Origin of the sequence: Hydrogenispora ethanolica (assembly GCF_004340685.1) — a bacterium.
GTDB lineage: Bacteria > Bacillota > UBA4882 > UBA8346 > UBA8346 > Hydrogenispora > Hydrogenispora ethanolica.
Genome location: NZ_SLUN01000002.1, coordinates 82,648 through 95,092, shown reverse-complemented (window position 1 = coordinate 95,092; position 12,445 = coordinate 82,648). Strand labels below are relative to the sequence as shown.

General features: G+C 53.2%; 11 protein-coding genes. All 11 read left to right on the top strand.

The window, feature by feature from the left end:
- Positions 1-21 precede the first annotated feature (21 nt).
- A complete protein-coding gene (locus EDC14_RS02015) occupies positions 22-687 on the top strand; it encodes a YidC/Oxa1 family membrane protein insertase (RefSeq protein ID WP_243662768.1) in 666 nt (221 codons plus the stop codon).
- Positions 688-984: 297 nt separating this feature from the next.
- Positions 985-1,626: an RNA-binding cell elongation regulator Jag/EloR gene (gene jag / locus EDC14_RS02010; RefSeq protein WP_132012513.1), complete on the top strand. Its 642-nt coding sequence runs from the start codon at positions 985-987 to the stop codon at positions 1,624-1,626.
- A gap of 113 nt (positions 1,627-1,739) precedes the next feature.
- Positions 1,740-3,119, top strand: coding sequence for a tRNA uridine-5-carboxymethylaminomethyl(34) synthesis GTPase MnmE (gene mnmE, locus EDC14_RS02005; RefSeq protein ID WP_132012512.1), 1,380 nt, complete (start codon positions 1,740-1,742; stop codon positions 3,117-3,119).
- 316 nt (positions 3,120-3,435) lie between these two features.
- On the top strand, positions 3,436-5,313 hold the full coding sequence (gene mnmG, locus EDC14_RS02000) for a tRNA uridine-5-carboxymethylaminomethyl(34) synthesis enzyme MnmG (RefSeq protein WP_243662767.1): 1,878 nt from the start codon (positions 3,436-3,438) through the stop codon (positions 5,311-5,313).
- Positions 5,294-7,204, top strand: a complete 1,911-nt coding sequence (gene mnmG, locus EDC14_RS01995; protein WP_132012510.1) for a tRNA uridine-5-carboxymethylaminomethyl(34) synthesis enzyme MnmG — start codon at positions 5,294-5,296, stop codon at positions 7,202-7,204. Before mnmG (EDC14_RS02000) ends, mnmG (EDC14_RS01995) begins: the two co-directional genes overlap by 20 nt.
- Positions 7,201-7,923: a 16S rRNA (guanine(527)-N(7))-methyltransferase RsmG gene (gene rsmG / locus EDC14_RS01990; protein ID WP_132012509.1), complete on the top strand. Its 723-nt coding sequence runs from the start codon at positions 7,201-7,203 to the stop codon at positions 7,921-7,923. Before mnmG (EDC14_RS01995) ends, rsmG begins: the two co-directional genes overlap by 4 nt.
- A gap of 268 nt (positions 7,924-8,191) precedes the next feature.
- On the top strand, positions 8,192-8,953 hold the full coding sequence (locus EDC14_RS01985) for a ParA family protein (protein WP_132012741.1): 762 nt from the start codon (positions 8,192-8,194) through the stop codon (positions 8,951-8,953).
- Positions 8,946-9,818, top strand: coding sequence for a ParB/RepB/Spo0J family partition protein (locus EDC14_RS01980; protein ID WP_132012508.1), 873 nt, complete (start codon positions 8,946-8,948; stop codon positions 9,816-9,818). Before EDC14_RS01985 ends, EDC14_RS01980 begins: the two co-directional genes overlap by 8 nt.
- Before the next feature lie 42 nt (positions 9,819-9,860).
- Entirely contained in the window at positions 9,861-10,631 is a 771-nt protein-coding gene (gene larB, locus EDC14_RS01975) for a nickel pincer cofactor biosynthesis protein LarB (protein WP_132012507.1), read from the top strand.
- A complete protein-coding gene (gene larC / locus EDC14_RS01970) occupies positions 10,612-11,793 on the top strand; it encodes a nickel pincer cofactor biosynthesis protein LarC (protein ID WP_132012506.1) in 1,182 nt (393 codons plus the stop codon). Before larB ends, larC begins: the two co-directional genes overlap by 20 nt.
- A gap of 37 nt (positions 11,794-11,830) precedes the next feature.
- Positions 11,831-12,346 (top strand): DUF4446 family protein, encoded by a 516-nt coding sequence (locus tag EDC14_RS01965; RefSeq protein ID WP_132012505.1) that lies wholly within the window; start codon positions 11,831-11,833, stop codon positions 12,344-12,346.
- Positions 12,347-12,445 lie beyond the last annotated feature (99 nt).

Genomic DNA, 12,445 nt, shown 5'->3' with positions numbered 1-12,445 from the left:
AAGACGAAAGGATGACTTTATTTGGGCAATATTTTAGTTCCGATTGTTTTACTGTTCAAGAACGCACTGATTTTTTTACATAGCTTCCTCAATGACTGGGGTTTGTCCATTATTATTCTGACACTCATTATCAAGCTGGTACTTTTCCCGACCACGCTCAAGCAGTTCCGGGCGATGGACAAGATGAAAAAGATCCAGCCCAAGTTGAAGGAGATTCAGGATAAATTCAAAGACAAGCCCGATGAACTCCAAAAAAGAACCATGGAGCTTTATAAGAAGGAAAATGTCAATCCTTTCGGAAGCTGTCTGCCGACGCTGATTCAGATTCCGATCCTGATCGCGCTGTATTATCTGTTGTCCGAACCGCAATACATGTCATCGTACCTCAAGGACGCTCATTTCTTATGGTTTCAATTGAATGCCAAAAACGATCTAATCCTGGCGGTCCTGTCGGGCGTCACCACTTTTTTTCAGCAAAAACTGACTGCGCCGGCTGGAAACGACTCTAGCCAGCAGATGCTGCTCTACATGATGCCGGTGTTTCTGGCCTTTATCACCTATACGGTCAATACCGGCGTCGGCCTTTACTGGGTGACCAGCAATCTGATCGGCATCGGCCAGCAATATTTGATCAACGAATATTTCATCGTCAAAGAACATCGCCATGAAAAGGAAGAGAGCAAATAAGGTCTAAAAGCGTTGTGGTAAAACTCTGGCCGCAGGTCAGGGCGTTCACAAAAGCTCAGGGAAGCAAGGGATAAAGTCGATTTATATCGTTTTACAAGACAATTTCCGCTTCGGGAGACTTTATCACATGGCTTCTAAAGCGTTGTGATAAACCCTGTCCGAAGGCCAGGGTGAACACAAAAGCTCAGAGAAGCAAGGGATAAAGCCGATTTTTAAAAGAGTGATTTCCGAATTTGAGGACTTTATCACATGGCTTCTAAATTCCCCCAATTTTATTGAAGGAGGGTATATTCGATAATGAAGACGGTCGTTAAAATCGCAAAAACTCCGGATGAAGCGATTGCCGAAGCATTGAAAGAATTGGGCGTTGCGCGTGAGCAGACCGAGATCGACGTGGTTGAGGAAACGAGCAAAGGATTATTGGGTTTTTTAACTACCAAATCATATAAGGTTACCGTCACCGTCAAGGAAGACCTGGGGCAAACCGCCGGATTGTTCCTCCGCGAGCTGCTGGTGAACATGGGAGTCCCGGCCCAAGTGGAGATCTTCCGTAAAAAAGACTATACCACCTTGAATATCAATGGTAAGGATTTAGGCATATTAATCGGGAAGCACGGACAGACGCTGGATGCCATTCAATATCTGGTCAATCTGGCGGTCAATAAAAACCGCTCCGAGAAAGAGCGGATCATCATCGATGTCGAAGGTTACCGGCGGCGCCGGGAGGAAGCCCTGCGGCGGCTGGCGGTCAAGCTCGCCGACAAAGTGCGGCGGGAGGGCCGCAAGCAGGTATTGGAGCCCATGAGCCCGCAGGAACGCCGGATCATCCACGCCACACTCCAAGGATATAAAGAAGTTTTTACTTATAGCGAAGGTGAGGATCCATATCGGCACGTGATTATTTCGCCCCAAGACTTTGAGGAAAAAAACCCGGTATAACCGGGTTTTTATCTTTAAGCCCGGTTTAACGGCGATTTTAGCGGAACGGCCCGGTTTTTTCCGCGCCGCTGTAGCAAACGTTCTAATTCGACAGCGCTGGAGGTTTTGAAAGGATGTTTTTGGATACGATCGCCGCGATCGCCACGCCGCTGGGGGAAGCGGGCATCGGAGTGGTCCGGCTGAGCGGCCCCGCCGCCCAGTCCATCGCGCTCGGTCTGTTACGGACCGCCCGAGGCGAAAAACTGGGCGGCTTGCAGGATCACCGTGTCTATTACGGCAAAGTTGTCGACCCCCAAACCGAACAGCCCGTGGATGAAGTCATCTTTTTCTACGCTGCCCGGCCCCATAGTTTCACGGCGGAGGACACCGTGGAGATCCAGGCTCACGGCAGCAGCTATATTGTCCAGCGCATCCTGGAGCTGCTGCTGGCGAACGGCGCGCGGCTGGCCGAACCCGGCGAATTCACCCAGCGCGCCTTCCTCAACGGCCGGATCGACCTGGTCCAGGCGGAGGCGGTGATCGATCTGATCCGGGCCAAGACCGCCAAGGCGCATCAATTGGCCCTGAACCAGCTGGCCGGCGAACCCTCGCGGGTCATCGGGCGGATCGAGGCGGCGCTGTATGATATGTTGATCCATATCGAAGCGGTTCTGGACTTCCCCGAGGAGGGAATCCCCGATCTGCAACGGGCCGCCATGATCGACCAGTCCCGCGAGCTTCATGGGCAACTGAGCGCCATCTACGACCGGATCGACGAGGGCCGCAAGATCAAAGAAGGGATCACCCTGGTGATCACCGGCCGGCCCAATGTCGGGAAATCGAGCATTCTAAATGCCTTGCTCGGCGAGGAGAAGGCCATTGTGACTCCCATCCCCGGGACTACCCGGGATCTTATCGAAGGTTTCTTCCAATTACAAGGGGTGCCGATCCGCCTGGTGGATACCGCCGGCCTGCGGCCGACCGACAACCCGATCGAGCAGATCGGGATCGAGCGGGCCCGGAAACTGCTGGACCAGGCGGATCTGGTCCTGTTCATCGTCGATAACGGCGCGCCCTTCTCCGAGGAGGACCGGGCGATTGCCGAATCGCTGGCTGACAAGCCGGTACTGCTGATTGTGAATAAAACCGATCTTCCGGCGCAGCTCGACCGGGCCGCTCTGGCTGGTTTTCAGCCGTTTGAGACCGTGGAACTCTCCGTAGTCCAGCGTCGCGGTTTTGAACGCCTGGAAAAGGCCATTATCGATCGGGTGGGCCTCGGCAAGATCCGCCTGGACGACCAGCCGCTGTTGAACAGCGTCCGGCATAAGGAAGCGTTGCGCCAGGCCCTCGACGGCTTGGCCGCTTTCCGGGAGGGGATGGAGCTGTCGCTCACCGAGGACCTGCTGGCGGTGGAGTTACGCGCCGTACTGGCGGCGCTGGGCGAGATCACCGGGAAAAACGTCAACGAAGAGGTGCTGCACGGCATCTTCGCCCAATTTTGCATCGGAAAGTAAACGGCCCGCCCGGATCTTCCCCAAAACAACGCTAGGGAACGGCGGACCGTTTTTCGAATCAACCGTACCTTCCGGGCAGGAAAGAACTCCGGCCTCCGTTACCGGACGGCCTTCCGCCGGGGTTGGAACCATTGCCGTCCCGCCCGGACGATCCGCCGAACCATTTGGACGGTCTGCGGTGGGGCACGGCGGTTCCGCCAAGGTCCGCGGAAGGCCGGCTACCTCCGGCGGAAGTCCGTCCAACCGTTACGGAACCCTTTCCGGGCGGATCGGGAGACTTTGAGAACCGGGAATCAGGGGAAAGGATGAAAGAATTTTGACCTATGACGTGATTGTCGTGGGCGCCGGACACGCCGGGTGCGAAGCCGCGCTGGCCGCGGCCAGATCCGGTGCCCAGACCCTGTTATTGACCATGTCGCCGGATACCATCGCCGCGATGTCCTGCAATCCGGCCATCGGCGGGCCGGCGGCCAAAAGCCATCTGGTGCGGGAACTGGATGCGCTCGGCGGGGCGATGGGGCAGGTTATCGACCAATCCTATCTGAATATCCGGCGCATCAACGAATCGCGGGGCCCCGCGGTCACGGCGCTGCGGGCCCAGGCCGACAAAAAGCGCTATCAGGCTGAGATGACGCTGCGCATCGAGCGCCAGCCGAACCTGTATCTGAAACAAGGACTGGTCACCGAGTTAATCGTGGAACAGCGGACGGTCCGGGGAGTGGTCCTGAAATCGGGCCGCCGTTACCAGGCCAAGACCGTCATCCTGGCCACCGGTACTTTTTTGAACGGCCAGATCGTGATGGGGGAGATCCGTTACTCCGGCGGCCGCCAAGGCGAGCCGGCCGCCACCGAGCTCAGTGGGAGCCTGATCGAAAACGGCCTCCGGCTGCGGCGTTTTCAGACCGCCACCCCGCCGCGGGTCGACCGCAGCTCGGTGGATTTCGGAGCCTTGACCCCGCAACCCTTGCAACCGGTGGAATGGGGCTTCTCCTGGGACGGCATCGCCGAGCCCCGGCCGCAGCAGCCCTGCTGGGTCACGAACACCACACCCGAAACGATCCGGCTGATCCGCGACAACCTGCGGTATTCGCCGATCTACTCCGGGTCGGTCACCACCAAGGGGCCGCATTTTTGCCCGTCGATCGACCGCAAGGTCATCAACTTTCCGGACAAAACCGATCATCAAATCTTCCTGGAACCGGAGGGGGTCTTTACCGAGGAACTGTACCTGCTGGGCCTGACGACCGCCATGCCGGAAACGCTCCAGGAAGCGATCCTAAAGACCATCCCCGGCCTGGCCCGGGCGGAGATCATCCGGCCCGGCTATGCGGTGGAGTACGACTGCCTGGAGTCGCTGCAATTTTACCCCAGCCTGGAGTCGAAGCCCATCCGCAACCTCTTCAGCGCCGGCCAGATCAATGGGACCTCCGGCTATGAGGAGGCGGCCGCCCAAGGGATCGTCGCCGGGATCAATGCCGCGCGCCGGGTCTTCGGCCAGCCGCCGTTCATACCCAGCCGCGCCGACTCCTATATCGGGGTCCTCATCGACGACCTGGCTACCCAGGGCACGGACGAACCGTACCGGATGATGACCTCCCTGGCCGAGTTCAGGATCCATTTGCGGCTGGACAATGCTTTGCAGCGCCTGGGTGATTCCGGGAGAGAACTGGGCCTCCTGGGCCCGGAACGGCTGGCGGTCATGGCGCGGATAGCGCGGGAGACTGACGCCCTGTACGCTTTTTTGGTCCAGCAGAAGATCGGCATGCGCAGCGATTTTTGGACCCGGCGCCGGATCCAATGCCCCAGCCACGGGCTGCGGCTGCAGGATCTGCTACTCCACCCGCAGATCGGCGCGGCGGTTCTGGAGCAGGAATATCCCCAGCTTCGCGACTTTTTGCCGCCGGTCCGCGAATATGTCTATCACCAATTAAAGCTGGCCGGCTATCTGCAGCGTCAGGCGGATGCGGTTGCCGAGACTCAGGCTCTGGACCGGATCGAGATCCCGCCGGATTGCGATTTTTCGGCCATCCCCGGGTTATCCACCCCGGGCCGGCAGGCCCTGGCGCTGGTTCGGCCGCTCCGGTTGGGCCAGGCTCTGCGCATCAAGGAACTGAATGAGGCGGACCGAGCGTTGTTGCTGCTGCGATGGGGCCTCGTGGCAGGAAAGGATCGTCATGAGCGAAAGATCATATGATGTCATCGTCATCGGCGCCGGCCATGCCGGCTGTGAAGCCGCGCTGGCCGCCGCCAAAATGGGTTGCCGGACCTTGCTCCTGACCCTGAATTATAGCAGTATCGCTTTCATGCCCTGTAACCCGTCCATCGGCGGGCCTGCCAAAGGCCATCTGGTCCGGGAGATCGATGCCTTGGGGGGTACCATGGGCCGGGTCATCGACCGCTCTTATCTGCAGATGCGCCTGCTGAACACGCAGAAAGGCCCGGCGGTCTGGGCCCTGCGGGCTCAGGCCGATAAATGTTTTTATCAAAACCTGATGATTCGGGAATTGGAAAGCCAGCCTCAGCTCACGGTCCGTCAGGGCGAGGTGACCGCCATTTTAGCTACGGAGGGCCGGGTCAGCGGCGTCAGGATCCGGACCGGTATGGAATTTTATTCCAAAACAATCATTCTAGCTACCGGTACCTTCCTGCAAGGGAGGGTTTTCATCGGCAGCCTGAATTATGCTTCCGGCCCGGCGGGGCAATTGCCGGCCGACGAGCTTTCCCAGAGTTTACGAGATCTCGGTTTGAAACTGGTACGTTTTAAAACAGGGACCCCAGCCCGGGTGCGACGGCGTTCGATCGACTTTTCGAAACTGCTGCCGCAGCCCGGCGGTTTTCGGGAACACGGCTTCTCCTTCTGGGAGGAATGGCGGCTCCGGCCCGAACATCTCTGCTGGCTGGCTTACACTCAAAACGAGACCCATCGGATCATCCGGGAACACCTTCATGAAGCGGCCTTGTATACCGGCGCCATCTCGGGGGTGGGGCCCCGCTACTGCCCGTCGATCGAGAGCAAGCTGGTACAGTTCCCCGATAAGGAACGGCACCAGGTCTTCGTGGAACCCGAAGGCGCCGATTCCGACGAGATGTATCTGGCCGGTTTATCGACCAGTCTGCCGGAGTATGTTCAGGAGCTGTTTTTACGGACGATTCCCGGATTCGAAGCGTTGGAGATCGTCCGTCCCGGTTACGCCATCGAATACGATGCCTTGGAAAGCGGCCAGTTCGGCCGTTCATTGGAGTCGCGCCCGGTGGCCGGGCTCTTTTCGGCCGGCCAGATCAACGGCACCTCCGGTTATGAAGAGGCGGCGGCCCAAGGGTTGATGGCCGGGATCAATGCCGCCCAAAAGGTCAAAGGCCGGCCGCCGCTGGTTTTGGGCCGTTCCGAGGCGTATATCGGAGTTTTAATCGACGATCTGGTCACCAAGGAAAATCAGGAACCCTACCGGGTCTTGACTTCGCGGGCGGAATTCCGGCTGACCCTGCGTTCGGACAACGCCGATGAACGGCTCTCCCGGTACGCCTTCGACCTCGGTTTGCTGGAGGAACGGTATCGGCCCCATTTTGAGCAGAAGTATCAACGGATTTACGGGCTGAGCGATCTTTTCTCAAGTACCTATCTGAACCCGGATGAGCAGGTACGGCCCATTTTCGCCGTGGCTCAGATCGCTTTGCCCAAAAATCGCTTCACGCCCGCAGACCTCTTAAAACGGCCCGATGTTCCGGCCCAATTTATCGGCCAATTGCTGCCTGACCTGCAACTGGATCTGGCCGAGCTCAACGAGGTCGCGACCCGTTTCCGCTACCAGGGTTATTTGGCGAAGGAACAGGAGCAGGCCAAGAAGCTGGCCGGTCTGGAACAGCGGCAGATCCCGCCGGATCTCGATTACGGGCAGGTCACCAATCTGGCCCGGGAAGCCAAAGAAAAATTGTCCAAGTTCCGGCCGGAAACCTTCGGACAGGCGATGCGCATCAGCGGTATCAACCCCGCCGACCTGACCGCGTTGTTATTTTATATTGAAAATTACCGCCGCGCCGAGCATAGCGGCGTCGTCTCCCATGAACGGGTAAAGGAGCAAACATGAGCCATCTTCGCCGCGACGAGCTTGAAATTCTGTTTCGCCAGGCCGGCTTGGAACTATCCGATTCTGCCCATGAGCGGCTGGTTCAATTCTTGGAGCTTGTGATTCATACCAATGAACAGCTCAATCTGACCGCCATCACCAGCTTGGAAGAGGGCTATGTGAAACATTTATATGATTCGCTGGCGATCATCGGCTTGCCCGAATTCGCACGGGCCGATACGTTGATCGATATCGGCAGCGGCGCCGGATTTCCCAGTATCCCTCTGGCGATCTGTTTCCCCGGGAAACGTTTTACCTCTCTGGATTCCACCCAAAAGAAGATCAACTTTCAGGCTCAGGCAGCTGAGTTGTTGGGTTTGCAGAATTTCACAACCTGCTGGGGCAGAGCCGAGGAACTGGCGCATTCGCCGGCTTATCGTGAGTCTTTTGATTTGGCCACCGCCCGCGCGGTCGCCCAAGTCAATATCCTCCTGGAGTTGGCGCTGCCATTTGTCAAGACCGGATCGGCGGCGGTCTTTTATAAAGGAAAAGATTATCTGAGCGAGCTTGAGAGTCTTCAGAAACCTTTGGCTGTCTTACATGCCGGACTCGACCGGGCGATTTCGTATCATCTCCCAGATAATCTGGGCGAAAGAGCCTTCGTAGTTTTTCAAAAGCAGCAACCGACCGCCTCGGCTTACCCGCGCAAACCGGGCGTTCCGCAAAAGAAACCCCTGTAACCCGGGGCAATGCCATCTTTTCGCTGTTTTCCTGTGAAAGTTTCTCATCTTGGAAGGAAGTTCTCGGTCGATCGCGAAAAAATATGTGATTCGGTGAATGGAAAAGGTGATAACGATGCCTAAGGCGAAGGCGAAACGATCGCTCGATATTTTGAAACAACGTGCTTTTGAGCTCTTAAGCAACGATGCGTCCACTCTATTTACCAATAGTTCAGATAATCCGGAAGAAAACCAAACCAGGCTGAGCTGGAAGGGGGAACAGAATCTTATGGGTAAAGTTATCGCAGTAGCCAATCAAAAAGGTGGTGTCGGCAAAACCACCACCGCAGTCAATCTTGGAGCCTGTCTGGCTCAGCGTGGTAAAAAAACCTTGATTATCGATCATGATCCGCAAGGAAATTCCACTAGCGGCATCGGCTTGAAGAAAAGTGAGATCAGGCGGTGCATCTATGACGTTTTGATCAATGAGGTTCCCATTGCCGAAGTGATGGTCGCCACTCAAGTGGAGAACCTCAGTGTTGTACCGGCCACCATTCGTTTGGCAGGGGCCGAGGCCGAACTAGTCGGGATGATGGCCCGGGATCAACGCTTGAAGCGGGCGATTGAACCCATCAAAGACACCTTTGATTATATTTTGATTGATTGCCCCCCTTCGCTCGGCAACTTGACCATCAACGCGCTCGCCGCCTCGGACTCGATTATCGTGCCGATTCAGTGTGAATATTACGCTCTCGAGGGTTTAAGCCAACTGATGAAGACCATTCAATTGGTACAGAAATACTCCAATGCCGACCTCAAGATCGAGGGGGTCGTGTTGACCATGTACGACAACCGTACCAATCTCTCCTCTCAAGTCACGGAGGAAGTGCGTCATTATTTTAATGAAAAGGTTTATAAAACCATTATTCCTCGTAACATCCGCCTCAGTGAGGCGCCAAGTTTTGGTTTACCGATTACTTTATATGATGAAAAATCAAAGGGAGCCGAAGCTTATATCGAATTAGCTAAGGAAGTGATTAGTCATGGTTAAAAATCGTGGCCTAGGGAAGGGCCTCGGAGCTTTGATCCCTGAGTTAAACGACGCCAACTTTGAAAAACAATCCGAGATTCAAATCGATCTGATCACCCCAAACCCTTTCCAACCCCGGAAAGAGTTTTCCGATGAAAAACTTCAGGAACTTGCCGAATCCATTCGCACTCATGGTGTGATTCAGCCCTTGGTAGTCCGGGAAGTTCAGGGAAAATATCAACTGATAGCCGGAGAGCGCCGTTTGCGGGCCTCAAAAATTGCGGGATTAACAATGGTCCCGGTCTATATCCTGTCCATGACCGATCAGACCATGATGGAAGCAGCCCTGGTTGAAAATTTGCAGCGTGAAGACTTGAATCCCATTGAGGCCGCCGAAGCGTTCCAACGTTTAATGGATGAATTCCATTTGACCCAAGATGAAATCGCCAAGAAGGTCGGAAAGAGCCGTTCCGCGATTGCCAACTTTCTACGATTGCTTAATTTACCCCAGGAAATTCGCAAGGACTTGGCGAACGGAGTTTTGTCGATGGGACACGCGCGGGCAATTTTAGGACTTTCTTCAGCTGAAGAGCAAATGAAAGCTTGGATTTTGACCCGTGATCAGCAACTTTCAGTCCGTCAAACCGAGGATTTGGTTAAAAAGCTTAATGAACGGGCTAATGTTTCACGTGAAACAAATCGGGCTGCGCAACGGATCAGTTTGGATCCGATTATGACGGAAATTGAGGAAAAATTACAACATACCTTTGGAACCAAAGTAAAGATCAAGCCTTCGGCTAACGGCGGAAAGATAGAGATCGATTATTATTCGGATGAAGATTTTAATCGTATTTATGAACAGTTAGTAACCCGTATTGAAGGATAATGAGAATGTTTCACGTGAAACATATGGAGCGATGAGAGATTTATGGACAGAAAATATTTGACGAGTCTTTTGAATGCTGTGGCTGACAAGCAAATTTCACTAGAAGATGCGGTTTCGGAACTGGAGAATCTTCCGTATCAAGATTTGGGATATGCGAAAATTGACCATCATCGCGGACTTCGAAATGGAAACTCCGAAGTAATTTATTGTCCTGGGAAATCGCTTGACCAAATCACAGCCATTTTTCAAGTGCTGGCGGAGAAATCCCAGAATGTAATCGCTACCCGGGCCAGTAGGAAGGCTTACATCAAAATTAAAGAACGGATCCCGGAGGCTGAGTACTTTGAGACTGCTCGCATCATTGCCTTGTGGCGGGATAAAGTGCAGACAGAAGGAATCGTCGGCGTGGTTTCGGCGGGTACGGCTGATATGCGAGTGGCCGAAGAGGCCAGTGTAACCGCTGAATTAATGGGAAGCAGGGTACAGCGAATCTACGATGTAGGAGTGGCCGGAATTCATCGGCTTCTGAGTAACAAACAGTTATTGGATAGTTGTAGAGTTTTAATCGTTGTGGCGGGAATGGAAGGAGCTCTCGCCAGTGTCGTTGGAGGACTGGTTTCCAAACCGATCGTGGCGGTTCCGACGGATATAGGGTACGGCGCCAACTTTAAAGGGGTAGCACCCTTGTTAAGTATGCTGAACTCTTGCGCCAGTGGAATTGGGGTTGTGAATATCAATAACGGCTTCGGAGCCGGGATACTAGCGCATCGAATCAATTTGATAGGAGAAATGCATGAAAACACTCTATCTTGATTGCAATGCCGGAATTAGCGGAAATATGTTTTTGGGGGCCCTTCTCGACCTGGGGTTTCCAAGAGAACAATTGAACCAGGAATTAGCCAAACTGCCCATCCACCTACCGGTTTTACAAATTGAACGGGTCGTGAAGAATGGGATCTCGGCGGTGTATTTTGAAGTCGAGCATTTTCATGAACACCAACATCGCGGACTGCATGATATCGTGGATTTAATCACGAAAGCGACGTTGAGCCAAAGAGTGAAAGACCGCGCCATTTCGTGCTTTCAGAAGTTGGCGGCTGCAGAAGCCAAAATTCATGGTGTTTCTACGGATGAAGTGCATTTTCATGAGGTTGGGGCACTCGACGCTATCGTCGATATTGTCGGAGTCTGCCTGGGCTTGGATTATTTCCGGATTGAGCAGATTCTCGTATCGCCGGTGCGTCTGGGATTTGGAACAGTACAATGCGCTCATGGCGTGATTCCGATTCCGGCTCCCGCCACGATGGAACTTTTACAAGGATACCAAGTGTATGGCGGCGAATTGGAAGGAGAGTGGGCCACACCCACCGGAGCGGCCCTGTTGAGAGAGTTCGCTCAAACAAGCGGCTCCTTACCGGAGCTGCAAATTCAGAAAATCGGTTATGGGGCAGGAACCGCTAACCGCTCCATTCCCAATGTTTTACGAATCGTCTTGGGGTCATCCGATACCGGTTCAAGCAAGGAAACGCAAGTGGTAATCGAGACGAATATCGATAATATGAATCCCGAGTTTTTCGGTTTCTTAGGCGAACAGTTATTCCAAACTGGTGTCAGAGATTATTATTTAACGCCCGTCTATATGAAAAAAGGAAGACCGGGTACGTTAATTACAGTGGTCGTTGACCCCGAGAAGCAGATAGAAGTAGAAAATCTTCTATTTACCCAAACCACGACGTTAGGAGTTCGTAAGTATTTAGTACGCCGGTCTTGCTTGGAACGTAAAACTGAACAGGTCAAAATGGGCAGTGAAGTGATTCATATTAAGGCCGGGTTGATGAACGGTCGCGTGTTAAAGCTAGCTCCCGAGTATGAGGATTGCGTGAGAATCGCCAGGGAGTATAACCGGCCGCTAAAAGATGTCTATGAAGAAGCACTCCAAATTGGAAGAAAAGAGTTGGCTGTAAAATTATCGTAAATGTGGTTCCGCTAAGGACTGAGGAAGGTGTTACTGGATGAGCGTTCTATTGCTCAATACCTGGGTTGAAAAGAATTTATTCTTTTTGACAGCTGGTTTTTTATTTTGTCTCATATTATTATTCATCCACGCATTAATTATTAGAAAAAAACTAAAAAAATATCAAATTATTTTTAAAGGATACGAAAATAAAGATTTAGAAACGATTCTGATAAATATGGCAGAAAAAGTCGAACTTTTTCAGAAAAATGTTGCCAACTTTGAAACGAGACTGAAGGATAATGAGCAAAAATCCGAAATCCATTTTCAAAAATGGCATTTATTGCGTTTTAAAGCGTTTGAGAATAGCGGAGGAGATCAAAGCTTCGCATTAGCTTTACTGGACGGTTCCGGAGACGGAGTCGTCTTAAGCAGTATTTTCGGGCGTGAGGAATCGCGAGTTTACTGTAAAACTGTCCGTGAAGGCAAGTCGACCTATGCACTCTCTGGCGAGGAGCAGGAAGCGATCATCAAAGCGTTAGGGAAAAATTCGGAGGAAAGACATCAGCATTAAAAGATTTTTGTTAAAGATACGGGATGTGTAAATCTATTTTTTGGAAAATTAGGCAGGAAAAATTTTTGTGATGGCGAAATACTAAATTTACTTTATACA